Origin of the sequence: Streptomyces resistomycificus (assembly GCF_001514265.1) — a bacterium.
Taxonomy (GTDB): Bacteria; Actinomycetota; Actinomycetes; order Streptomycetales; family Streptomycetaceae; genus Streptomyces; species Streptomyces resistomycificus.
This window is the reverse complement of record NZ_KQ949004.1, coordinates 67,897-91,442: the sequence shown is the minus strand read 5'-3', so window position 1 is coordinate 91,442 and position 23,546 is coordinate 67,897. Positions and strand designations below refer to the sequence as shown.

Genomic DNA, 23,546 nt, shown 5'->3' with positions numbered 1-23,546 from the left:
CGCGGGGAACCGATGTGTGCCCCCTCGCCGTCTTGACGGCCACCGGCGGGCTGCGCGACATTGAAGCCCGGCATCCGGCGCTTCGGGGGGCAAAGTCGCCAATGCAGACCATACGTGGCAAGACCACTTCAACAGCGTCGGCGGACGGCGCCGGGGGAGCGCGGCCAGGACCGGGGAGGGACCTGGCACCGCTGCTCGCCGGTGCGGCTACCGCCGTCGGGGGGTTCGGCGCGGTCCTCGCACTCGCCGACTCGCACTCCTCTCTGCGCGCGCCGCTCACACTGTTCTTCCTGCTCGCGGCACCCGCCGCGGCCGTCGCGGCCGCCCTGCGCGGCCTGGAACCCTTCGGCCGGACCATCGCCGCCCTGGCGGGCTCGGTCGTCGTCAACATGCTGGTGGCCCAGGGCATGCTGGCCCTGCACGTCTGGTCGGTGCGCGGCGGGATCCTCGTCGTGACGGCGATCAGCTGCCTCCTTCTCCTGCTGGTCGTGCTCCGAAGTCCGCTCCGCGGGCGTACGACGACAAGGCAGGACATCTGACGTGGACATCAACGTGTACCGCCCCGGCGAGCTGAGCTCAGCCGACCGGACCGCGTGGACGGCGATGCAGTCCAAGGCCCATCTGCTCGGTTCGCCGGAGCTGGCGAACCCGTTCCTGTCCCCCGAGTTCGCGCTCGCGGTGGGCCGCTACCGGCGCGGGGTACGGATCGCGGTCGTCCGGGAGGCCGGCGAACCGGCCGCGTTCTTCCCGTACCAGCGCACCGCCACCGGTGTCGGCCGGGCGATCGGGCTCGGCATCTCGGACGCCCAGGGCGTGGTGCACCGGCCCGGGTTCACCTGGGACGCCCGGGAACTGCTGCGGGCCTGCGGGCTGGCCCTGTGGGAGTTCGACCACCTGGTGGAGGGCCAGCACGCGTTCGAGGACCGGGCGACCGGCAGCTTCCCGTCCCCGGTGATGGACGTGGACCAGGGCTACGAGGCCTATCTGGCCCAACTGCGCGAGCGGTCGCCCAAGTTCACCCGCACCACCCTGGCCAAGGAGCGCAGGCTGGGAAGGGACGCGGCCGAGGTGCGGTACGTGCACGACGAGCGTGATCCGGCGGCGCTGCGCACCCTGATGGCCTGGAAGTCGGCGCAGTACCGCAGGACCGGGCGCAGCGACCGCTTCGCGCACGACTGGATCACCCGGCTGGTGCAGCATCTCTTTCATACGCGGTCCGAGTCGTTCGCCGGGATCCTGTCCGTGCTGTACGGGGACGGCAAACCGATCGCCGCGCACTTCGGGCTGCGCAGCGAGCGGGTGCTCGCCTGCTGGTTCCCGGCGTACGACCCGGCGTACGCGAAGTACTCCCCCGGCCTGGTGCTGCATCTGCGGATGGCCGAGGCGGCGGCCGCCGACGGCATCGCCTGTCTGGACCTCGGCCGGGGCCAGAAGGAATACAAGGACTCCCTGAAGACACGCGAGCTCACGGTGTCCGAGGGGTGGGTGACCCGACGCCACCCGGTGGCGGTCGGACATCGCGTCCGGCGGGCCCCGGTGCGGGCACTGCGCAATGCCGTGGTGTCCCGCCCGGAGCTGTTCGAACACGCCGACAAACTGCTCAAGCGGGCGGGAAAGATCCGCTCGTCCCGTTCGTAACGGTCAAACCATCAAAAACGTGAGGCCTCGTTCCAGGTCTTGCCATACGGGTTCAATCGTCAATACCGTCGTACATCTCACCCGCATCGGTCCATCATCTAGCGGCTCTAGGGGAGGGCTCAAGGACCGCGATGGCCCGGAGCGGGGCGCGGTAGGGGGGTGCCGAGCTCGGTAGCAGCAACTTGCGACCGGGCCGTGCCGCGCGGTCGGCCACTGTTCTCGGGGGCCGTCCAGCTTTGCCAGCTCACCCGGCAGGTGCGGAGAACACTTCCGTGCTGCCGTGTGTGAGAAACAACCCCCCTTTCGAACCGGACACAATGCCGGGCCGCCCAGGGGCGGGCGGTCCGCCGGACGAGAGGGACATGACTCATGAGCTTCGATCTGCGCCCGGCGACGTCGGGTCAGCACACTTCCGCGGCCGGGAAGTACCGGCCGATCTCCACCCACCTGGCCATAGCGCCGCCGGTGAGCGTGGTGATACCCGCCATGAACGAGGCGGAGAACCTTCCGTACGTCTTCAAGACCCTTCCGGACTGGATCCACGAAGTGGTCCTGGTGGACGGCAACTCCACCGACAACACCGTCGAGGTCGCCCGCGAGCTGTGGCCGGACGTCAAGGTCGTCGAGCAGCGCGGCAAGGGCAAGGGCGACGCCCTGATCACCGGGTTCAACGCGTGCACCGGCGACATCATCGTGATGGTCGACGCGGACGGCTCGGCCGACGGCAACGAGATCGTCTCGTACGTCTCCGCCCTGGTCTCGGGCGCGGACTTCGCCAAGGGGTCCCGCTTCGCCAACGGCGGCGGCACCGACGACATGACCTTCATCCGCAAGCTCGGCAACTGGGCGCTGTGCACCACCGTGAACCGCAAGTTCGGCGCCCGCTACACGGATCTCTGCTACGGCTACAACGCGTTCTGGCGGCACTGCCTCGACAAGATCGACCTCGACTGCACCGGTTTCGAGGTCGAGACCCTGATGAACATCCGGGTGGTCAAGGCCGGGCTCAAGGTGCAGGAGATACCGAGCCACGAGTACCTCCGTATCCACGGCACCAGCAACCTGCGGGCCGTGCGGGACGGGATCAGGGTGCTCAAGGTGATCCTGCGGGAGCGCTCCAACCGCCGTGCGCTGCGCAACCGCAGGCACCGCTCCCCGATGCTCGACTCGGTCCGGGGAGAGGTGTCTTGAGCGGTCCCGACATCTCCGTCGTGATCTGCGTCTACACCGAGGACCGCTGGGAGGACATCCTCGCGGCGGTCTCCTCGGTGCGGGCGCAGTCGCGGCCCGCGCTGGAGACACTCCTGGTCGTCGACCACAACGCGACGCTGTGGGACCGGCTCACCAAGGAGTACAAGGAGGTCGGGGAGGTGCGGGTGCTCGCCAACGCGGGCCCCCGCGGGCTGTCCGCCGGCCGCAACACCGGCATCGCCGCCTCGCGCGGCGACGTCGTCGCGTTCCTGGACGACGACGCCGTCGCCGAACGGGACTGGCTGGGCCACTTCGCCGAGGCGTACGCCGATCCGCGCGTGATGGCCGTCGGCGGCCGTACGGTGCCCATCTGGGCGTCGGGCCGCCGTCCCGCCTGGTTCCCGGAGGAGTTCGACTGGGTGGTGGGCTGCACGTACCGGGGGCTGCCGCCCGGCCTGGTGCGGGTGCGCAACGTGCTCGGCGGCAACGCCTCCTTCAGACGCGGCGCCTTCGACGCGGCGGGCGGGTTCGCCACCGGCATCGGACGTGACGGCGACAAGCGTCCGCTGGGCTGCGAGGAGACGGAGCTGTGCATCCGTCTCACCCGGGCCAGGCCCGACGCGATCCTGCTGATCGACGACCGGGCGGTGATCCACCACCGGGTGCCCGAGGCGCGCGAGCGCTTCGGGTACTTCCGCACGCGCGCGTACGCCGAGGGCCTGTCGAAGGCCCTGGTGGCCCGGAGCGTCGGCGCCGACAAGGGGCTGGAGTCGGAGCGCCGGTACGCCACCCGGGTCCTGCCGGCCGGCGTGGTGCGCGGGCTGCGGGACGCGGTGCTGGCCCGGCCGGGGGGTGCGGGCCGGGCGGGTGCGATCGTCGCCGGGGTGCTGACGGCGGCGGGTGGGTACGTCGTGGGAAGTGTCCGGGCACGCCGGGGCGGGGCAACCTTCTCGGTGGCTGAGCTGTCGGACAGCGAGGGGGGAAGACATGACTGACGCACCCGTGCCGATCCTCATGTACCACGCGATCGCCACCGACCCGAACGAGGCCACCCGCGAACTGTCCGTCACACCCGACGACTTCGCCGTCCAGATGGCGCTGGTCGACGACCTGGGGCTGACCCCGGTCGGCACGGCGGCGCTCGCCGCGCACTGGCGCGACGGCCGGCCGCTGCCCGCGCGGCCCGTCCTGATCACCTTCGACGACGGCTACGAGGGCGTGCACCGGCACGCCCTGCCCGCCCTCGCCAAGCACGGTTTCGCCGCGACCCTGTTCGTGTCCACGGGCTGGATCCGCGGCCCGCACGACACCGGCGCCGCGCTCGACACCATGCTCGACTGGGACCAGGTCCGGGAACTCGCCGCGGCCGACGTCGAGATCGGCGGACACAGCCACACCCACCCGCAGCTCGACCAGCTCGACGACGCCACGCTGCGCCACGAGCTGATCCACTGCAAGGAGATCGTCACCGACGAACTCGGTACCGTCCCGGCCTCCTTCGCCTATCCGTACGGCTACTCCAGCCGCCGGGTGCGGCAGGCGGTACGCGAGACGGGGTACGGCCAGGCGCTCGCCGTCGGCAACGGCCTCGCGCGCCGCCGCCAGGGGCCGTACGCCCTGCGACGCGTCACCGTGCGCCGCAGCACGGGCATCGAGGAGTTCGAGCGGCTCGTCGAGGGCCGTGCGATCGCCCGGAACTTCGCCGGGGACCGTGCCCTCACCAAGGGGTACGCCCTGGTCCGCAGAGCACGCCAGGTCCGCCGGAAGGCCATTCGTTCCCGTGTCTGACACGACCACGACCACGACCGAGGACACCTCGCCCAAGACCGGGGCGCCCGAGCAGCCGGGGCGCCGGCTCCGGCTGCCCGGCCTCGGCCGGTCGCCGGGGAGCAGCCAGCTGTTCCGCAACGCCTACGCCCTGATGCTCAACACCGGTATCTCCGCGGTGCTCGGGCTCGGGTTCTGGCTGGCGGCGGCCCGCTACTACTCGGAGGCGGCCGTCGGCCAGGGCTCCGCGGCGATCGCCGCGATGAAGCTCCTGGCCGGCCTGACCGCGGTGACCCTGACCGGGGCGCTGGCCCGCTTCATACCGGTCGCGGGCCGGGCCACCGGACGGTTGATCTTCCGGACGTACGCGGGCAGTTGCGTGGTCGTGGCGCTGGCCGCAGGTGTCTTCCTGCTGACGCTGGACATCTGGGGGCCGTCGTACCGCTTCCTGAACGCGCCGGTCAGCGGCCTCGGTTTCGTCGTGGCCGTGATCGCGTGGAATGTGCTCACCCTCCAGGACGGGGTGCTGACCGGCCTGCGCAGCGCGCTGTGGGTGCCGGTCGGCAACACCGTGTTCTCGGCGGTGAAGCTGGGGCTGCTGGTCGCGTTCGCGGTGGCGATCCCGACCACCGGTGTGTTCGTGTCGTGGGTCGCGGCGATCGCCTTCTCCGTGCTGCCGCTGGGCTGGCTGGTCTTCCGGCGTCTGGTGCCCCGGCAGGTGAAGGCGACGGCGGAGCACGCGCATCCGCCGAGCTGGCGGGAGATCGGCCGGTTCCTGGCCGGCGACTACACCGGCTCGCTGTTCTCGCTCGCCGTGGTCTACCTGATCCCGGTGATCATCGCCTCGCAGGTCAGCCCCGAGGACAACGCGTACTTCTACATCACCGCCACCATCGGCGGCACGGTCAACCTGCTCGCCATCAACATGGGTGCCTCCCTCACCGTCGAGGGCTCGCACGACCCGCGCCGGCTGGCCGCCAACACCCGGGCCGCGCTCAGGCGGATGGCCCGGATCATGCTGCCGGTGTGCGGGATCCTGTTCTTCGGGGCGCCGTGGATCCTCGGGGTGTTCGGCGCGGGGTACGCGGACGCGGCCACGCCGCTGCTGCGCTGGTTCGCGGTCGGCGCGGTCCTGCGGGTCGTCATGGAGACGTACTTCGCGGTGCTGCGCGCGCAGAGCCGTACCGCCGGACTCGCCTGGCTGCAGGGACTGCTGTGCGCGCTGGTGCTCGGGCTGACGCTGGTCCTGCTCCCCCGTATGGGGCTGACCGGCGCGGGCGTCGCGGAGATCTGTGCCCTCGCGGTGATCGTCACCGTCGCCGCGCCCCGGCTGTACCGGATCGTCAGGGGCGGCGCGGGCGTTGCCGACGGCGCGGCACCCGACGGGGACCTCGCCGATCTGGGGGCGCGCGAGGGGCTCGCCCCCGCCACGCACAAGCGGGGGCCCGGCTGGGCGCTCGACCAGGACACCCTCGCCCTCGGCATCCACGTCGACCTCGACCACCTGGAACGCCGGCCCGACGTACGCCCGGGCCCCGGCACCCCGCCCACGGGCACCCCCAAGGTGCCCGAGGACCACCGGCCCACCTGGGCGCTCAGCCGGGAGCCGGGGCTGCCGGTCGAGAGGGGGGTCCCCCCGCTCGAGCGGGTGCGGGAGTGGGGGAGGGAACCCGGCTCCGAGGCCTCCCTGGGCCCCGCCGAGGCCGAGGTGGACGCGCCGTTCGAGGAGCAGGACAGGATCGTACGGGGAGAGGTGCCGGAGTTCGAGGAGGTACCGGAGTCGGCGGAGGCGGGGAGGTTCGCGGCGGTCCCGGAGTCCGACGGGGAACGGGAGTTCGGTGAGGTGCCCGTGCCGGAGTCCGTACCGGCGCTCTCCTGGCGTGAGCGTCTGCTGCCCACCCGCCTGGGGGTGGTCCTCGGCTGTCTGCTGACCGCCGCGCTGCTGCTGTACTGGGTGCCCGCGCTGCGGCTCGGCGAGGCCGATCTGGACCGGATGGGCGGGCTCGGGCTGATCTCCGTGCTGCCGACGCCCACCCTGGTCGGCGCCGGACTGCTGGTCGTCGTCTTCGCCTCGCTGCTGTGGCTGGGCCGGGAGCACCGGGCGCTGCTGCTGGTCACCCTGCTGGCGACGGTGGTCTCGCTGCACGCACTGCCCGCGGTCATCGAGACCGAACCGCGCTTCGCGACCGCCTGGCAGCACCTCGGCTTCCTGGACTACATCGACCGGACCGGGTCGGCGGTTCCCGACCTCGACGCGCGCTGGAGCTGGCCCGGCTTCTTCGCGGCCGCCGCCTTCGTGCTCAGGGCCTGCGGGGTCGGCGACTTCACCGAGGTCATCCGTTGGTGGCCGCTGGGCATCCAACTGCTCTACCTCGCTCCGATGTTCCTCCTGGTGCGCTCGATGCGGGCGAGCTGGCGGGCCAAGTGGACCGGCATCTGGATCTTCGTGCTCAGCGGCTGGGTCGGCCAGGACTACTTCTCCCCGCAGGGCTTCACCTATCTCCTCTACCTGGTCTTCGTGGCGGTCCTGCTCGTCTGGTTCCGGGCACCGGGCGTGATCTGGACGAAGCTCCGCCCGGGCGAGATAGAGGTCGAGCCGACGAACCGCCGGGAGCGGGCCGTGCTGCTGCTCGTCGTGGTCGGTCTGTTCGCGGCGAGCGTCCCGGCCCACCAGCTCACCCCGTTCGTGATGCTCGGTGTGCTGACGGTGCTGGTCCTGGTCGGCCGCAGTGAACTGCGGGGGCTGCCCGTACTGTTCGGCGTCCTGGTGGCCGTCTGGGTGGGCTTCATGGCCGAGCCGTACTGGTCGGGGCACTTCGACGAGATGTTCGGCGGGGTCGGCGGGGTCGGCGGCAATGTGTCGTCGTCCGTGTCCGGGCGTATCGAGGGCGGCAGTTCGACCCACAAGCTGGTCCTCTACGCGCGCGTGCTGCTCGCCGGCGGCGTCATGGCCTTCGCCTGCTACGGCTGGTGGCGGCGGCGCGAGCACAAGTACCGCGAGCGCTCGCTGCTGGTGCTGACCTTCGTGCCGTTCCTGGGCTTCGGCATGCAGTCGTACGGCGGCGAGATGGCCCTGCGCGTCTTCATGTTCGCCCTGCCGGGCGCGGCCCTGCTCGCGGGCCTGGCCCTGTTCCCGCGCACCGGCGTGACCGCCGAGGAACGCGACAAGGACCGGGTGAGCCTCGCTCCGCTGGCCGCGCTGATGGCGGGCCTGATGCTCATCGGCGGCTTCCTGGTGGCCCGTTGGGGCAACGAGCCCTTCGAGCGGACCCGGAGCGGCGAGATCGCCGCCATGGAGTACGTGTACGCCCACGACAACCCGACGGCCCGCCTGCTGTGGCTGAGCAACGACACGGTGAACGTGGTGACGCCGTCGCTGCCGTGGGGCTCGAAGGACATGGAGAAGGTCGAGTACGTGCCCACGCTGGCGCCGACCGACCCGGTGCTGGTGTCCGGCCTGGTCAAGGCGCTCAAGGACGCGGGCCCGAACTCGTATCTGATGATCAACCGCAGCCAGGTCGTCTACCTCCAGATGGACGTCGGCTACTCGGCCAGCTGGGAACCACGGTTGATCAGGAACCTGGACGCCCGGAAGGAACTCAGGAAGGTCCTCGTCAACGAGGACGTGACGATGTACGCGCTGGCCAAGCAGCCCGGGGGCAAGGTCCCGGCCGCGGACCCCGGTCCGGTCGGGCCGCTGGTCACCTGGACGCCGTGGTCGGTCGTCGGGGCCCTCGCGGCACTCGCGCTGATCGTGCTGCTGGGGGCCCGGGAGGTCGTCCGGGTCGCGGTGCGCCCGAGCGTGCGGCAACTGCGGTGGATGCAGAGCAGCTTCTGGTTCTCGCTGCCGCTGCTGGCGGTGCTGCTGGCCGCGCTGGTGCAGCGGTTCCTGACGATGAAGTGACGGGCGGGTGGCTCAGCGTTCGAGCTGACGGGCGGGTGGCTCAGCGTTCGAGCCACTCGACCTCGTACGCCTGCATCTCCAGTTTCCTGCCGTCGATCCTCGTGCTGACGGACCGGTCCCGGGTGTTGACGACGAGGACCACCTTGTCCGTGGCCAGGACCCGCACGTCGGCCCCGGCCCCGGACACCTCCTCGTAGGCGGTGCCGGGCGGGAACTCCTTGCCGAAGCGTGAGACCAGGTCGTACATGGGCAGCCGCTCGCCGCCGCTTCGGCCGTGGGTGGGTGTCCACAGGCAGCCGGGGCAGTCGGTGCCCTTCTCCTTCTCCGGGTTCCAGTAGAAGCCGGAGGTGGCGCCGCCCTTGACCATGGCGATCATTCCCGCGGCCTGGACGGCGACGCGACGGGTCTCGGACCAGCCCTCGCGCTCGTCGTCGCCGTCGGCGGGCTCCACGTAGTACTCCGCCCACCACAGCGGCAGGCCGCCGGTCCGCGCCCGCACCCAGTCGCCGACGGCGGTGAACTTGTCGGTGGCCGCGAACTCGTCGGGCATCAGCTCGTCGTCCTGGGTGTAGCTGGAACCGTCGACGACCACGAACTCGGCGCCGGCCTTGTGCTTGTTCCAGTACTCGAAGGCGTCGAGGGTCCGCTGGTCCATGGCTCCCCAGGGGCCCCTGAAGGTCGCGGAGGCGTCCGCGGACCTCGGGTCGAGACTGTCCATGACGAGGTACGGACCGCCGACCATGATGTCCGGGTTCACCTTCTTCAAAGCCTTGTAGACGAGGTTGTAGAGCTCGGTGTACCCCTCGTGGTCCCAGCGGGCCTCGGCGTCGTTCCAGAAGCCCTTGAACTCGTTCCAGACGATGAAGTGGCGTACGTCCGGGTAGCGCTTGGCGACGGTCGCGGCGAGGTCGGCGAAGTCCTGGTAGTGCTCGCGCTCCGGGGCGGTCTCCAGGGCGGACTGGCTCCAGTCGGTGTTGTCGACGCCGGCCTCGCCGCCCTTCATCCAGTCCGGGGCGCAGCACAGCGTGACCACGGGCGTGCCGCCCGAGGCGCGCATGAAGTCGACGCGGAGGTCCATCGCCTCGAAGTCGTAACGCCCCTTCACCGGCTCGGGGTTGTCCGCGCCCCAGCCCATCAGGTGCTGGATCTGCGGCACGCCCCCGTCCTGGGCCAGCCGCCTCTCCACCCGCCGGACGGCGGTGGCGCTGCCCTCGTCGGCGCTGAACTGGGTGTGGGTGAAGCCCCAGCCCACGTCCGGCCGGGTCGCGTCCGGCGTGGCGGTGGGCGTGCCGTGCACCTTGTCACCGTCGCGCGAGGTGCCCTCGGTGCCCGAGCCGCCCCCGGGAAGCGTGTTGAGGAGGGTCACCACCAGGGCCAGTGCGGCCACGCCGACGCCGAGCAGCGCGGTGAGCCGCCACCGCGCCACCCCCGAATTCCACCCATGACGTGCCATCAAGGGCAACGTTAGCCGGGAGGGCGCCCGGTGGGGCAGATGGCGTGAGCGCACAGCTGTGTAACAGGGCAGTGGGGATACGCCGGGAGCGCGGGACGTTCGCGACACGAACCGCGCGCTGCGGAAAGCGGGTGCACGCGGCGGCCGCGTGCCGGATCATGGCGGCATGCCTGCGAACCCGCACGACGCTCTGCCGATCCGGCTCAACGTCGACGACAGTGACTCGCCGTCCGACGTCGTCGACGCGCTGTTCCTCGGCCGCTTCGCGACGGGCGAGCAGCCGTACTCGCACGCGGCCAACATCGACCGCGTGCGCTCCGGGGCGACGTTGCTGCCGGCGGGAGCCCGGGTGCTGCGCGTCGCCCGCGACGACGACCGCAGTGCCACGCTCGCCGAGGGCGACGGCTGGACCCTGCTGATCTCCCGCTGGAACCGCGGCGCCGACGTCACCGTGACGGCGACCAGCCCCGAGCTGGCGAAGAAGGTCCTCGACCAGGCGACCGACGGCGCGGTGGACGAGCCCGAACCACAGCCAGAGAACGTGACCATGGGCTTTTGGTACGTCTCCCCCAGGCGTGGTCCGCACCGCACCACCCGGCAGATCTCCGCGGGCACCTGGGACGAGGTGCGGGACAACTACACCGCGCCGGTGGCGGACGCGATGGATCGTCTGATGAAGACGACCCCGGAGGACATCGCGGGCCGGCTGCTGCTCCTGCACGGTCCGCCGGGCACCGGCAAGACGTCGGCGCTGCGGACGCTGGCGCGCTCCTGGCGGGACTGGTGCCAGGTGGACTGTGTGCTGGACCCCGAGCGGCTCTTCTCGGACGTCGGCTATCTGATGGACATCGCGATCGGCGAGGAGGACGGCACCGGGAAGGGACGCTGGCGGCTGCTGCTCCTCGAGGACTGCGACGAGCTGATCCGCGGGGAGGCCAAGCACACCGCCGGGCAGGCACTGTCGAGGCTGCTCAACCTGACCGACGGTCTGCTCGGCCAGGGGCGCAACGTCCTGGTCGGGGTCACGACCAACGAGGACCTGGAGCGGCTGCACCCGGCCGTGGTCCGGCCGGGCCGCTGTCTGGCCCGCATCGAGGTGGGCCCGCTGACCCGCAGGGAGGCGGTTACCTGGCTGGGCACCGAGGAGGGCGTGGGCCGAGAGGGCGCGTCCCTGGCGGAGCTGTACGCGCTGCGCCGGGGCACCTCCCCGACGTCGCTGCCGGAGCCGCGGGCGGGGACGGACGCGGGGCTGTACCTGTAGTGCTTTGATGAAGGTATGACCCTGTTCGTCGGCACGTCGGGGTGGCAGTACAAGGACTGGCGGGGCGTGCTCTACCCGGCCGGGTGTCCCACGCGGTTGTGGCTGGAGGAGTACGCGAGGCGCTTCGCCACGGTCGAGATCAACAACGCCTTCTACCGGCTGCCGTCCAGGGAGACCTTCGAGGCGTGGCGGGAGCGGACCCCGCCGGACTTCGTCGTCGCGGTCAAGGCGAGCCGGTATCTGACCCACATCAAGCGGCTGCGGGACCCCGAGGAGCCCGTGCGGCGGCTGATGAGCCACGCGGCGGGCCTCGGCGACCGGCTCGGGCCCGTCCTGCTCCAGCTGCCGCCGACCCTGCGCGTCGACGCCGGGTTGCTGGACGCCTGTCTGGCCTGCTTCCCGGCCGGCACCCGGGTGGCGGTCGAGCCGCGCCACGACTCGTGGTGGACGCGCGAGGTGCGCGAGGTGCTGGAAGCCCGCGGGGCCGCCCTGTGCTGGGCGGACGTCCGCGCACGCCCGGCCACGCCGCTGTGGCGCACCACGGACTGGGGCTACGTCCGCTTCCACGTGGGCCGCGCCCGGGCCTGGCCGCACTACGGGCGGCAGTCCCTGAAGACCTGGGCGGAGCGGATCGCGCAGACCTGGTCCGGCGGAGACCCGGTGTACGCGTACTTCAACAACGATCCGACGGGAGCGGCGGTACAGGACGCGACGGTGTTCGCGAGGGCGGCCCGGACGACGGGGCTGACGCCGACTCGCACGCCCTAGCCGTCGCGTGGCGGGGCAGCCCGGGGCACACCGAGTGCGGGGGCGGAGCAAGCCCGGACAGGGGTCGGGGTACAGGAGAGGGCCCCAGCTCACCCGGGCCGCAGGGCAACCCGGCTCATGGGAGCCTCGGGGTGCCCCTGCTCACCCGCTCCCGTAAGCCGCCCGCAGGGCATCCCGTACCGCTGCCAGTGCGTCCGGCTCCGTGAGGCCCAGGCGCCGGGCGCGCTCCACGTACGTCTGGGCGGCCGACGCGAGTTCGCGTTCCGCCGCCGAGCCCGCCGCGGCGACGTACGTGCCGTTGCGCCCCCGCGTCTCGATCACCCCGTCCGCCTCCAGCGCGCGGTACGCCTTGGCGACCGTGTTCGCGGCGAGGCCGAGCGACTCGGCCAGCCCGCGCACGGTCGGCAGCCGGTACCCCACCGGCAGCACCCCTGACCGTGCCTGCTCGGAGATCTGCGCCCGCACCTGCTCGTACGGCGGGGCGCCCTCATCGATGTGGATCTTCAAAGTCACGGGGTGATTGTCCCGCACCGGCCCGAAAATGAGAGGCATCGCGCCGCAACTCCCCCGTAGCGTGCGCGTCCATGACTGTCATCGTGCGCGACCTCGCCCGCGAGGTCCGAGCCGACGTCGAGGGTTTCGCCCACGTCCGCCACCTCGCGCTTCCCTTCTTCCTCGTCACCCCCGACTCCCTCGCCTACGACCTCGCCCACGTCCGCCCGGAGGCCCGCTACCGCCCCCTGGTCGCGGAGGAGGACGGCGAGGTGATCGGCACGGCCCAGGTCGGGCTCGTCCACGACAGTACGGAGACCGGCCTCGGCTACGTCAACGTGTACGTGCACCCGGGCCGGACCCGCCGAGGCGCCGGCTCGCTGCTGGTGCGCGCGGCCGAGGAGCACCTGGCCGCCCAGGGCGCGACCAGGCTGTTCGCCTGGGTCCTGGACGAGCCGGGCAACCGCGCCTTCGCCGAGCGGCACGGTTACGGAGCGAGCCGGTCCGCGCACTTCCTCCGCCTGGACCTCGCGAACGGCGGCCTGCCGCCTCTCCAGGACCTCCCGCCGGATGTCGAGCTGCGCACGGGCGCCGACTTCGCGAGCGACCCGCGTCCGCTGTTCGAGCTGGACGCGGAGACGCTGTTGGACGAACCGAGCGACATCTCCTACGAGTTCACCGACTACGAGGCCTGGCTGGAGGAGACCTGGCGGCACCCTCTCCTCAGCGCCGAGCTGACCACGGTGGCCGTGGTCGACGGCCGCCCCGCCGCCTTCAGCGCGGCCCGCACGGACGGCGGCACCCGCTACGGCACCGTGATGACCGGCACCGCCCGCGCCTTCCGCGGCCGCGGCCTGGCCAAGCTCGCCAAGAACGACTCCCTGCACCGGGCCCGCGCGGCCGGCTTCACGGAGGCGTTCACGGGCAACGACACCGGCAACGGCCCGATGATCGCGATCAACAAGTGGTTCGGGTACGAGATCTGCGCGACGGAGGTGCGGTATGTCCGTGAACTCGGCTGACTCCTCGGCCCTCCTGGAGGTCGTGCTCGTCAAGGCGGGCCGCACGAAGATCCGTTACGGAGCCGAACTCGTCGGCGACGACGGCACCCGTATCGCCGTCCGTGCCCCCTGGGCCGGCGAGGGCGTCCGCGACTTCGGGTTCGTCCGCTTCGAGCCCGGCGACGTCTTCACCGAGTACTACTGGCGGGACCGCTGGTACGCGGTGAAGGAGGTCCGCGACGCGTCCGGTGCCCTGAAGGGCTGGTACTGCGACGTCACCCGCCCGGCCACCAGCTCCGGCTCCGAACTCGTCGTGGAGGATCTCGACCTGGACCTGTGGGTGTCGGCCGACGGAAGCGACGTCCTGCGGCTGGACGAGGACGAGTTCGCCGAGAGCGGTCTCGCCGGCCGGGACCCGGAGGCCGCGGCCGCCGCGGAGGCCGCCCTCGACGAACTGGAGGCGCTGGCCCGGACGGACGGTTTCGACGCGCTGCTGCGCTGAGAACGGTCGCAGCGGCGCCGCTCGCATCGTTCCCGCGCTGGGCGAGGTCCTTTGAGGGCGGACCCCAGGTTGGCTCACAGAGATCATCTCCGCCTAGCATGTTCACGCCATTGGCCAGGCGTTCAGACCGCCTCGACGAAAGCGAACCATGCATCTCAAGCGGATCATCGCTGCGACCGCCGCTCTTGCCTCCCTCTCCCTGATCACGGCCTGCGAGGACGCCGACGCCGACAGCGCGACCGCCGGTGTCGGCGCCGGGGCCGGGGCCGGGGCCGACACGCTCGAGCAGGCGCAGGCCTACGTCCAGCGGTACGCCTCGTGCGAGCGGATGAGCACGGATCCCAAGGACGGCCGGCTGCCGCTCACCGAGTTCACCGCCGTCGGCAAGTGGTCGGTGACCGAGCTCGGGGTGTGCAGCGACCGCGTCGAGCGAGGCGAGATCATGTTCTACATGTTCTCCGACCTGAAGTCGTTCCAGGAGGGCTACGAGCAGCGCGTGCAGGCGAAGATCGCCGCCGGCGACTCCGACTACGGGCTGATGAGCCGCGTGCTCGTGGGGAAGAACTTCGCCGTCACACCTACCGAGACCAAGACCGCGCTCAAGCTCTCCCGCTCGGACCTGCGCGTTTTGACCTGCAACCCGACGGCCAGCGTGCCCGAGGGCTACAAGCGGGAGAAGGGCCTGGTCGAGGGCTGCGTCCTGAGCGACTTCGTGGCGAGCGACGACGGGGAAGGCAGCCCCAACTTCGAGACCCCGCAGGACCCGGCCGCGGAAGGCGGGTCCACGGAGCCGAGCCAGTCCCCCGCGAAGAGCCTCGGCCTGCCGCGCGCGGGGAGTCTGGCCGAGCTGAAGCGGTTGGTGCACCCGCACACCGTCGACTGCACCAGCTACTCGACCGACCCCGCCGCCCTCGCCGTCGAGTCGATCGACTACCAACCGGTGATCACCGGCGCCCAACTCCTCTGGGGCGTCGGGGACCGGGCGATCTGCGGCGAGGCCGGTGGCGCGCAGCGCGCACACAACCTCAACTGGCTCGACATGGTGAGCGACATGGAACTCCTGCAGACTCGGGCGAAGGCTGCCCAGCAGGAGGACCTGAAGGACGACAACCGCCTGCAGGCCACCGCGAGCAGGCTGGTCGTCGGCGAGAACATCGCGGTGGAGACCAACGACCCGATCGTCCGCGGCGGCCTGTACCAGCTCCAGTTCCTCTACCTGAACTGCGAGCCCGGCTTCTCCGCCCCGGCCGGCTACCGCGTGGAGCAGGCGAGCGTCGAGGGCTGCGTGCTGACCAACTACGAGCCCGGGGTCGAGGTCGGCGGCAACTGAGAGCGAGTGACTGACGCGACGCACCGGGTCCCGCTGCCCCGTTCCTCGGGTCCCGGTCGGCGTCCTGGGTCAGACAGGCCCGGCGAGCGCGACCACCGCGTACCGCTCGTCCTGCACGTCCCGCCCCCACAGCGGCGCGTCGCCCGACAACCGGTCCACGCGCACCTGCCCGGTGAGCGGGGCGAGCAGGGCGGTGAGCCGGTCGGCGGGTATGCCCACCGGGCTCACCGTCCCCCACACGCCCTCGACCAGCACCAGTCGGCCGCCGGGGCGCAGCAGCTGCCACCAGTGCCGCAGGGCCCGGCCGGCGTCGGGCAGCGCCCACAGCACGTGGCGGACGAGCACCACGTCGAAGCGCTGCTCCCCCACCGGCGGCGCCTCCGCGTCACCGAGCAGGAACACCGCGTCACGGCCGGCCAGCTTGGCGCGCGCGAGCCCGATCATGGCGGCGGAGCCGTCCACACCGGTGACACGGTGTCCCTGCTCGGCCGCGAGGAGCGAGAGACTGCCGGTGCCGCAACCGAGGTCCAGGACGTCGCAGGGCCCCACGGGCAGCCAGTCGCGCAGCCGATCGGCCCAGGCGCGGCGCACCCGCGGGTCCCGCAGACCGTGGTCCGGCTCGTCGTCGAAGGCGGCCGCCTGCGCGTCCCAGTCGACACCCACCGCGGTCGTGTCGTCACTCTCGTTCGTCATGCGCCCAAGAGTGACACCCGCCACTGACACTCGAATCGTGACAACGGCCACTGACAGAACGGCAACCGATGAGGAACTCTCCCTCAACGGGTCTATCTCCGTGAGAACGCGGAACTCGATAGTCCTTGAAGGAGGCAGCCATGCGCCGTGTGACCGTGCAGAAGCCCCTGAAGAAGACGGACTCCCGCCGGGTCCGCGAGGAGGCCGACCAGCGCCCCTCCGCACGGCCTGAGGTGCGAAAGGACATCGCACGCACGTGGTGGCCGGACGGGTGAGGGGCAGGGTCCCTCAGTCCAGCCGCTTGCGGTAGTGGATGCGGTCGTACGGCCCGTCGACGCGCCGCTCCACGACCTCGTACCCGTACTTCGGGTAGATCTTCTGGTTCTCCCACATCATGGCGTTCGTGAGGAGCCTGAGTTCGGGCAGGCCCAGCGCACGGGCGCGCGCCTCGACGAATCGCAGCAGTCGTCCCCCCACGCCACTTCCGTGCGCGTCGGGGTGGACGGCGATGCTGTCCAGGTACAGGTGGTCGTCGTGCTCCTCGATCACCACCAGCCCGACCACGGGCTCCCCCGTCACGTACACCTTCCCGTCGGCCACGTTCGCCGCGTGGTCCGCCTCCATGGGCCGCGGCACCACCCCGATGCGTTCGACGTAGGGGTGGAAGGCGGCGTCGGTGACGGCTTTCACGGCGGGCACGTCGGCCGCCGTGGCGGGCCTGATCTCGTCGTTCGTCATGGCGTCACGCTACCTACCTGATCTCAGCCCCAACGCTTCCTTAAGGCGGCCATAAAGATCGCCACCGGCCGCCCTCAGCAGGTGTTTTCAGGGTTTCTTGGTTCCGGCACCCATCTGTTCCGGTTCCGAGGAGATCCCGCATGCCCGCACGCCGCAAGGCCGCCACCGTCGCCGCTCTCGGCCTGACCCCGCTGGCCCTGAGCGCGTTGTCCGCCGTCCCCGCGTCCGCGCACGGATCGATGGGCGACCCGGTCAGCCGGGTCGCGCAGTGCTACGCGGAGGGTCCGGAGAGCCCGAAGTCACCGGCGTGCCGGGCGGCGGTCGCGGCCGGCGGCACGCAGGCGCTCTACGACTGGAACGGCATCCGTATCGGCGACGCGGGCGGACGGCACCAGGCGCTGATTCCGGACGGCGAGTTGTGCAGCGCCGGGAACGACGCGTTCAAGGGGCTCGACCTGGCCCGCGCCGACTGGCCCGCGACCGGCGTGAGCAGTGGGTCGTACACCTTCAAGTACCGCGTGACCGCCCCGCACAGGGGCACCTTCAAGGTCTACGTCACCAAGGCCGGCTACGACCCGGCGCAACCGCTCGCCTGGGACGACCTGGATCTGGCCGCCCCGGTGGCGACGGCCACGGACCCGGTCGCGTCCGGCGGCTTCTACGCCTTCTCCGGCACCCTCCCGCAGCGCTCCGGCAGGCATCTGCTGTACGCGGTCTGGCAGCGCTCGGACAGTCCCGAGGCGTTCTACTCCTGCTCGGACGTCACGTTCGGCGGCGGGAGCGGCGGGAGCGACGACGAGGGCGGCGGCAGCGGTACGACGAGCGGCTCGTCCCCGGCCCCGACGGCCTCCGCCCCCTCCGAGGAGCAGATCGAGAACGGCAGCGACAAGTCGACGATCGAGCACCACGGGCACGGTGACCAGGACGCCGGCACGTCCGCGGAGCCGGTCGCGGACGAGGAGAAGGAGACCGAGGGATCCGTGCCGAGCGGGCCCGCCGAGCCCAACGAGCCGAAGGCGGCGGCCGCGGCCTCCGGGAATCTCGCCGAGACCGGCGGCGACGACGGCACGCGGTACCTCGCGGTGGGCGGTGCGGCGACGCTGGCGCTCGGCTCGGCGGTCCTGTTCGCGTCGGTCCGCCGACGGGCCGAGAGTGGTGGTCGGCGGGGCCGCTGACGCGGGACTCCGGGGCCTGACCGGCGGCTCAGGCCGGACAGGCCCCGGCACCACTCAGCTGAACACCGACGCGCAGGTGGTCGGGGTGGCGCGCGCCGGATCGAGCGCGTTGGCCACCTCGTGGAAGGCGATCCGGTCGAGCAGTCCGATCGCGACGTGCTCGGAGAGGTCGAGCGGGCACAGGTCCTGGAGCAGGACGTTGCGTACGCCGGATCCGCTGAGGAACTGGCTCCGGTAAGGCGTGACCACCTCGTCGTATTTGGTGGCCAGGACCGTGTATTGGACGCCGGGTACGGTCTCGCCGCCTTCGTTGAGCTTGGTGAGGAAGGCGGAGCCGGCGACCTGGTCGGCGAGGGCCGGGGTGCTGGTGGTGAGCAGGTCCCCGACGCCCGGGAAGTACGGCAGCAGGTGGGTGAGGCCGGACAGCGTGGTGCCGTGGTTGCTGGGCGCGATGCCGACCAGGGCGTTCACCTTGGCGGCTCCGCCGAGGAACTTCAGGTAGTAGCGCGGCATCATGCCGCCCTGGGAGTGACCGACGATGTCGGTCTTCGCGGCGCCGGTCGCGGCGAGCACCTGGTCGACGTAGGTCTTCAGCTGCTCGGCCGACTTGTCGACGGGGCCCAGGCCGTGGAAGAGCGGGACGCCGGAGATCCTGCCGTAGTCGAGCGAGAAGACGCAGTAGCCGCGGTTCTTCAGGTACGGCGCGAGGGCGAGCCAGTTGTCGACGGAGTTGGCGAATGTTCCGTGCACGAGGACCACGGGGCGGGGGTGGGCGGCGGACGGCCGGCAGGAGTGGTCGTTCCAGCCTCCCCCGCCGGAGGTGTCGGCCGCCTGGGCGGCGGTGGCGGGGACGACGGCGAGGGCGGCGGTCAGCAGGAGGGCGGCCAGGGGTCTGAGCACTCGGTTCCAGGGCAGCATCGGGTGATCTCCTTGCGGCTCAAGGGAGTTGCGATGGCCTTACACCCTGTGATCCGGATCACAAGAATGCTGTTCACCCGTCAAGTTACGGACGAGTAGTGCACTTGTGAAGTTACGCGTCAGTAAAAACTTCCAGTGGTAACCGACGCCGACGGAGCCGCTGCTGAACCAGCATCCGTGGGCCAACTGAGGCTCATCCAGGAGGAGTCACGCGGCCAGCGTCCCCGGCATCACCGCCCGCGGCCCGAACTTCGCCCGCACCCGGTCCGCGACCTCCTCGACACGACGGACCTTCTCGTCCACGGGATCGAAGGCGAGCTGGTAGGAGGCCTGTTCGGCGGGGCCGAGCCCCTCGGCGCGCAGGGCGACCGAGCGGACCCGGGCGCGCTGGAGGCCGAGGGCCTCGTACATTCCGTAGGCCGCCTTGGTCAGCGCGGCCGAGTGCGCGGTCGGTTCCTCGAGGGTGCGGGTGCGGGTCGTCGAGGAGCGGTCGGCGTAGCGCACGGTGAGGGTCAGGGTGCCGCAGACCTTGTCCACGGCCCGTAGTCGGGAGCCCAGTTCCTCGGCGGCCGAGAGCAGCGCACGGCGGTGGCGGTCGGCGTCCAGCTCGTCCCGGGTGAAGGGGCGTTCGGCCGCCAGCGAGCGGGACACGGCGTTCGGCACGACCCGGCCGCGGTCGATGCCGTTCGCCTTCTCGCGCAGCTCGCGGCCGGTCTTCGCGCCGACCAGCCGCTGGAGCGTGGACAGCGGCGCGGCGGCGACCAGGCCGAGGGTGTCGAGGCCGTACTCGCCCAGGGTGCGGGCGGTCGCGGCGCCGACGCCGGGGAGCGCGGCGACGGGCTTCCCGGCGAGGAACCCCGCCACGGCGCCCTCGGGCACCGCGCAGGTCACCCCCGGTTGGGCGTCGCGCAGTGCGATGCGGGCCAGCATCGGGCCCGGCCCGGCGCCGATCACACAGTCGACGCCGTACAGAGCGAGCGCCCGGACCCGGATCACCGACGCCAGTTCCACCGCGCTGCGCCCGAAGTACCGTTCGGCGCCGCGTAGATCGGCCAGTGCCCCGTCCGGCGGCAGCGCCTCGACGACGGGCGTGAACTCCTCGAGCAGCCCGAGCAGTCCCGGCAGTGCCGCCTCGTCCGTAGGCGGCAGCTGGAAACGTACGCAGAGGATGGTCATCCCGCACTCCCCGGACTCTGGTGCCACAACTTCCTTGCTTTCGCGGGCTCTTCGCCCGCCGGGCGCAGATCGGCCCATGGATGCATTTCGTATCCGGTGGGCATGTGGATCCGCCTGCCGCCGGCCGGATCACCGCTTCCTTCCGGCACGGGTTCCGCCAGCCGGGCCGCGACCGCGTCGAGACCGTTCTCGGCGCGCAGCTCGACGAGTTCGGCGAGGTTCCAGGCGGCGGCACCGACCACGCTGAGGCTGCGCGGGCCGCGCCGCTGCACCACCCCGCGCACCAGCAGCAGCCAGGAGTGGAAGACGGTGTGCGCGCAGGCGTCGTGGGAGTCGTCGAAGAAGGCGAGGTCGACCAGGCCGGTACCGTCGTCCAGGGTGGTGAAGATGACCCGCTTGCCGGACCGGATCGGCGGCGTCTGGGTGGCCGCCTTGGCTCCCGCGACCAGCACGATCCCGCCGTGCCCGGCATCCCGCAGCCGCCGCGCGGACACCACGCCCAGCTCGTCGAGGAACGTCCGGTGGTCGTCCATCAGATTGCGCGAGGCGTCCATGGACAGCACACCCAGCTCGGCACTCAGCCGCTCCGCCGAGGACAGGTCGGGCAGCCCGGCCGGCGCCGTCTTCCGCCCTCCGGCCAGAGGGAGTTGGCCACCGCCGCCACCCGAGCCCCGGGCGCCCCGGTGCAGCTCGGTCAAGTGCAGTTGCAGATCACGCCGGTTGGCGCCGAAGGCGTCCAACGCGCCCACCTGGGCCAGCCGCTGCGCGAGCGGCCTGCTCGGCCGCGCCCGCTCCCAGAAGTCGAGCAGCGAGGCGTACGGCTGGCCGTCCGCGACCCGCGCCGCCTCGGCCTCGCTGATGCCGTGGACGTCGGAGAGCGCCAGCCGCAGCCCCCAGACCTTCCCGGGCACCCCGGATCCCTCCGGCGCCTCGGATCCCTCCGGCACCCGGGATCCCTCCGGCACCCGGGATCCCTCCGACCCTCCGGTCCCGCCGACACCCTCGAATCCCCCCGATTCAGACACCAGTTCGATCCTGTGTGCGACCCCGGACGCGTTCACGTCCAACGGCAGGATCGGCACCCCGCGCCGCCGCGCGTCCGCCAGCAGCAGCCGCTTCGGGTACATCCCGGGGTCGTGCGTGAGCAGCCCGGCGTAGAAGGCGGCCGGATGGTGCGCCTTCAGCCACGCCGACTGGTACGTCGGCACGGCGAAGGCGACCGCGTGCGCCTTGCAGAAGCCGTACGACCCGAAGGCCTCGACGATCTCCCAGGTTCGCTGAATCGTTTCCGCGTCGTAGCCCCCGGCCGCCGCGTGCTGCGCGAACCAGATCCTGATCCGCCCCTGCGACTCCGGGTCGGACAGTCCGCGCCGCACCCGGTCCGCCTCACCGCGCCCGCAGCCGGTCATGATGGCGACGATGTCGATGATCTGCTCGTGGAAGACGACGACTCCGTAGGTGTCCTTCAGGGGCCCTTCCAGATCTTGGTGCGGGTAGCGGACCGGCGCCCGCCCGTGCCGCGCCTCGATGAACGGCCGCACCATGTCGGCGGCGACCGGTCCCGGCCGGAACAGCGAGATGTCCACGACCAGGTCGTGGAAGGTGGCCGGCTGAAGCCGCCCGACCAGGTCCCGCTGGCCCGGCGACTCGATCTGGAAGCAGCCCAGCGTCTCGGTGGAACGGATGAGCCGGTACGTCGCCGGGTCGCCGGGGCGCACCGCGTCCAGGTCGATCCGGTCCCCCGTCGCCCTCTCCACCTCCGCGACCGCGTGCGCCATCGCCGACTGCATCCGCACCCCGAGCACGTCGAGCTTGAGCAGCCCGAGGTCCTCGACGTCGTCCTTGTCGAACTGCGCCATGGGGAACCCCTCGCCGCTGGTCGGCATGACCGGCGTGCGGGAGAGGAGGGAGGCGTCGGAGAGGAGCACTCCGCAGGGGTGCATGGCGACTCCGCGCGGGAGGGCGTCGAGGGACTCGACCAGCTCCCAGAGCCTGCCGTACCTCTCCTTCTCCCCCGCCAGCCGCCGCAGTTCGGGCAGTTCCTCCAGCGCCGCGCGGGCGTCGCGGGCGCGGATGTGCGGGAAGGACTTGGCGATGCGGTCGATGTCGGCCGGGTCCATGGACAGGGCCGCGCCGACGTCCCGGATGGCGTGCCGCACCCGGTAGGTCTCCGGCATCGCGACCGTGGCGACCCGTTCGGCGCCGAACCGGCCGATGATCGCGCGATAGACCTCCAGCCGGCGCGCGGACTCCACGTCGATGTCGATGTCCGGCAGCACGACCCGCTCCTTGGACAGGAAGCGCTCCATCAGCAGCCCGTGCTCGACCGGATCGGCGTGCGCGATGCCGATCAGGTGGTTCACCAACGATCCCGCGCCGGAGCCGCGCGCGGCGACCCGGATCCCCATGTCCCTCACGTCGTCCACCACTTGAGCGACCGTCAGGAAGTAGGAAGCGAAGCCGTGGTGGGCGATGATGTCCAGCTCCCGGTGCATCCGCTCCCAGTACACACGTTTCCCGGAGTACCCCCTCAGCACCATTCCCGCCGCCGCCCGCGAGGCCAGCGTCCGCTGTGCGGTGCGGCGGTCCGCTCCGACGAGGTGCGGCTCGGGGAAGTGGACGGTGCCGATGCCGAGGTCGTCCTCGGGATCGACCAGGCACTCGGCGGCCGTGGCCCGCGTCTGCTCCAGCAGGCGGCGGGCGGTGTCGCGCCGGTAGCCCGCACCCTCCACGATCCGCTCGGCGGCCCGGAGCATGGCGTCCGCGTCCTTGAGCCAGGCCTCGCCCGAGTCCAGTTCCCTGGTCCCGTCGATCGGGACCAGCCGGCGGGCGGCGTCCAGCACGTCGGCGACCGGGCCGAGACCGGGATCGGCGTACCGGACGGCGTTGCTGAGCACGGGCCGGACGCGCTGCTCGGCGGCGAAGCCGACGGTTCGGGCGGCCAGGCGCAGGGAGCCGGGTCCCGTACCTTCGCGGCCGTGCCAGACGGTTTCGAGGCGGAGGGCGTCGCCGTAGACCTCCCGCCAGGGGGCGAGGAGCCTGGCGGCACGGTCGGGGCGGCCGGCGGCGAGAGCGCGGCCGACGTCGGAGGCGGGGCCCAGCAGGACGGTCAGGCCGTCGGCGTGGTTGTCCTGCCAGGACAGCAGGGGGGTGCCCTCGGCGGTGTGGGCGGCGGTGACGAGCCGGCACAGATCGGCCCAGCCGCGGGCGCCGTCCCGGGCCAGGAAGGTGACGCGGGGTGTCGACTCGTCGATGAAGGCGCCTCCCCGCACGGGGGTGCGGCGCTTCTCCCGCCCGTCGGGCTCGGCCTTCTCCACCGCCAGCTCCACCCCGAACAGCGGACGCACCCCCGCCTTCGCGCAGGCCTTGGCGAAGCGGACCGCACCCCCGAGGGTGTCGCGGTCGGTGAGGGCGAGGGCGTCCATACCCCGCTCGGAAGCGCGCTCGGCGAGCCGCTCCGGGTGTGAGGCCCCGTACCGCAGGGAGAACCCGGAGACGGTGTGCAGATGCGTGAAACCCGGCACACGCACCTCCCGCAC

General features: G+C 71.7%; 20 protein-coding genes. 13 read left to right on the top strand and 7 right to left on the bottom strand.

Going from position 1 to position 23,546, the window contains the following annotated elements; translation table 11 throughout:
* Window positions 1–101: 101 nt before the first annotated feature.
* From AQJ84_RS36250 to AQJ84_RS36225, 6 genes are all read left to right on the top strand, one after another.
* Window positions 102–539, top strand: a complete 438-nt coding sequence (locus AQJ84_RS36250) for a hypothetical protein (RefSeq protein WP_051870017.1) — start codon at window positions 102–104, stop codon at window positions 537–539.
* Between the two features lies 1 nt (window position 540).
* Window positions 541–1,638, top strand: a complete 1,098-nt coding sequence (locus AQJ84_RS36245; protein WP_030041417.1) for a GNAT family N-acetyltransferase — start codon at window positions 541–543, stop codon at window positions 1,636–1,638.
* A gap of 369 nt (window positions 1,639–2,007) precedes the next feature.
* The gene (locus tag AQJ84_RS36240) at window positions 2,008–2,829 is read left to right on the top strand and encodes a glycosyltransferase family 2 protein (protein WP_030041416.1); all 822 of its coding nucleotides are present in this window, start codon (window positions 2,008–2,010) and stop codon (window positions 2,827–2,829) included.
* Complete coding sequence (locus tag AQJ84_RS36235) at window positions 2,826–3,824, top strand: glycosyltransferase family 2 protein (RefSeq protein ID WP_030041415.1); 999 nt, start codon at window positions 2,826–2,828, stop codon at window positions 3,822–3,824. The genes AQJ84_RS36240 and AQJ84_RS36235 overlap by 4 nt, the downstream gene beginning before the upstream one ends.
* Window positions 3,817–4,617: a polysaccharide deacetylase family protein gene (locus AQJ84_RS36230; protein ID WP_030041414.1), complete on the top strand. Its 801-nt coding sequence runs from the start codon at window positions 3,817–3,819 to the stop codon at window positions 4,615–4,617. Before AQJ84_RS36235 ends, AQJ84_RS36230 begins: the two co-directional genes overlap by 8 nt.
* The gene (locus AQJ84_RS36225; RefSeq protein WP_053190169.1) at window positions 4,610–8,500 is read left to right on the top strand and encodes a lipopolysaccharide biosynthesis protein; all 3,891 of its coding nucleotides are present in this window, start codon (window positions 4,610–4,612) and stop codon (window positions 8,498–8,500) included. Before AQJ84_RS36230 ends, AQJ84_RS36225 begins: the two co-directional genes overlap by 8 nt.
* Window positions 8,501–8,540: 40 nt before the next feature.
* Here the strand turns inward: AQJ84_RS36225 and AQJ84_RS36220 are convergent, their stop codons facing one another.
* On the bottom strand, window positions 8,541–9,953 hold the full coding sequence (locus AQJ84_RS36220) for a GH39 family glycosyl hydrolase (RefSeq protein ID WP_053190170.1): 1,413 nt from the start codon (window positions 9,951–9,953) through the stop codon (window positions 8,541–8,543).
* A 166-nt stretch (window positions 9,954–10,119) separates the two neighbouring features.
* Between AQJ84_RS36220 and AQJ84_RS36215 the strand changes: the two genes are divergently transcribed.
* Complete coding sequence (locus AQJ84_RS36215; RefSeq protein WP_030041412.1) at window positions 10,120–11,214, top strand: DUF5925 domain-containing protein; 1,095 nt, start codon at window positions 10,120–10,122, stop codon at window positions 11,212–11,214.
* A 15-nt stretch (window positions 11,215–11,229) separates the two neighbouring features.
* On the top strand, window positions 11,230–11,982 hold the full coding sequence (locus tag AQJ84_RS36210; protein WP_030041411.1) for a DUF72 domain-containing protein: 753 nt from the start codon (window positions 11,230–11,232) through the stop codon (window positions 11,980–11,982).
* Between the two features lie 141 nt (window positions 11,983–12,123).
* Here AQJ84_RS36210 and AQJ84_RS36205 read toward each other — a convergent pair whose 3' ends face one another.
* Window positions 12,124–12,495, bottom strand: a complete 372-nt coding sequence (locus tag AQJ84_RS36205; RefSeq protein WP_030041410.1) for a GntR family transcriptional regulator — start codon at window positions 12,493–12,495, stop codon at window positions 12,124–12,126.
* A gap of 71 nt (window positions 12,496–12,566) precedes the next feature.
* Here AQJ84_RS36205 and AQJ84_RS36200 point away from each other — a divergent pair, with 71 nt between their 5' ends.
* The 3 genes from AQJ84_RS36200 (at window position 12,567) to AQJ84_RS36190 (ending at window position 15,307) form a co-directional block, all read left to right on the top strand.
* Window positions 12,567–13,496 carry a GNAT family N-acetyltransferase gene (locus tag AQJ84_RS36200; RefSeq protein WP_030041409.1) on the top strand — a complete coding sequence of 310 codons (930 nt, stop codon included), beginning with the start codon at window positions 12,567–12,569 and terminating at the stop codon, window positions 13,494–13,496.
* Window positions 13,477–13,977 carry a DUF402 domain-containing protein gene (locus AQJ84_RS36195; RefSeq protein WP_030041408.1) on the top strand — a complete coding sequence of 167 codons (501 nt, stop codon included), beginning with the start codon at window positions 13,477–13,479 and terminating at the stop codon, window positions 13,975–13,977. Before AQJ84_RS36200 ends, AQJ84_RS36195 begins: the two co-directional genes overlap by 20 nt.
* 148 nt (window positions 13,978–14,125) lie before the next feature.
* Window positions 14,126–15,307 carry a hypothetical protein gene (locus tag AQJ84_RS36190; protein ID WP_030041407.1) on the top strand — a complete coding sequence of 394 codons (1,182 nt, stop codon included), beginning with the start codon at window positions 14,126–14,128 and terminating at the stop codon, window positions 15,305–15,307.
* Between the two features lie 69 nt (window positions 15,308–15,376).
* On the opposite strand, the gene AQJ84_RS36185 is transcribed toward AQJ84_RS36190, so the two are convergent.
* On the bottom strand, window positions 15,377–16,000 hold the full coding sequence (locus AQJ84_RS36185) for a class I SAM-dependent methyltransferase (protein WP_053190171.1): 624 nt from the start codon (window positions 15,998–16,000) through the stop codon (window positions 15,377–15,379).
* Between the two features lie 140 nt (window positions 16,001–16,140).
* On the opposite strand from AQJ84_RS36185, the gene AQJ84_RS44825 reads away from it, so the two are divergent.
* Complete coding sequence (locus AQJ84_RS44825) at window positions 16,141–16,275, top strand: hypothetical protein (RefSeq protein WP_107082596.1); 135 nt, start codon at window positions 16,141–16,143, stop codon at window positions 16,273–16,275.
* A 13-nt stretch (window positions 16,276–16,288) separates the two neighbouring features.
* Here AQJ84_RS44825 and AQJ84_RS36180 read toward each other — a convergent pair whose 3' ends face one another.
* Window positions 16,289–16,738: a GNAT family N-acetyltransferase gene (locus AQJ84_RS36180; RefSeq protein ID WP_030041405.1), complete on the bottom strand. Its 450-nt coding sequence runs from the start codon at window positions 16,736–16,738 to the stop codon at window positions 16,289–16,291.
* A 140-nt stretch (window positions 16,739–16,878) separates the two neighbouring features.
* Here AQJ84_RS36180 and AQJ84_RS36175 point away from each other — a divergent pair, with 140 nt between their 5' ends.
* A complete protein-coding gene (locus AQJ84_RS36175) occupies window positions 16,879–17,913 on the top strand; it encodes a lytic polysaccharide monooxygenase (RefSeq protein ID WP_053190172.1) in 1,035 nt (344 codons plus the stop codon).
* Between the two features lie 54 nt (window positions 17,914–17,967).
* Here the strand turns inward: AQJ84_RS36175 and AQJ84_RS36170 are convergent, their stop codons facing one another.
* The 3 genes from AQJ84_RS36170 to AQJ84_RS36160 form a co-directional block, all read right to left on the bottom strand.
* Window positions 17,968–18,831: an esterase/lipase family protein gene (locus AQJ84_RS36170; RefSeq protein ID WP_030041402.1), complete on the bottom strand. Its 864-nt coding sequence runs from the start codon at window positions 18,829–18,831 to the stop codon at window positions 17,968–17,970.
* Between the two features lie 207 nt (window positions 18,832–19,038).
* Window positions 19,039–20,007 (bottom strand): DNA polymerase Y family protein, encoded by a 969-nt coding sequence (locus AQJ84_RS36165; protein WP_030041401.1) that lies wholly within the window; start codon window positions 20,005–20,007, stop codon window positions 19,039–19,041.
* Window positions 20,004–23,531: a DNA polymerase III subunit alpha gene (locus AQJ84_RS36160; RefSeq protein WP_030041400.1), complete on the bottom strand. Its 3,528-nt coding sequence runs from the start codon at window positions 23,529–23,531 to the stop codon at window positions 20,004–20,006. The genes AQJ84_RS36165 and AQJ84_RS36160 overlap by 4 nt, the downstream gene beginning before the upstream one ends.
* Window positions 23,532–23,546: the final 15 nt, after the last annotated feature.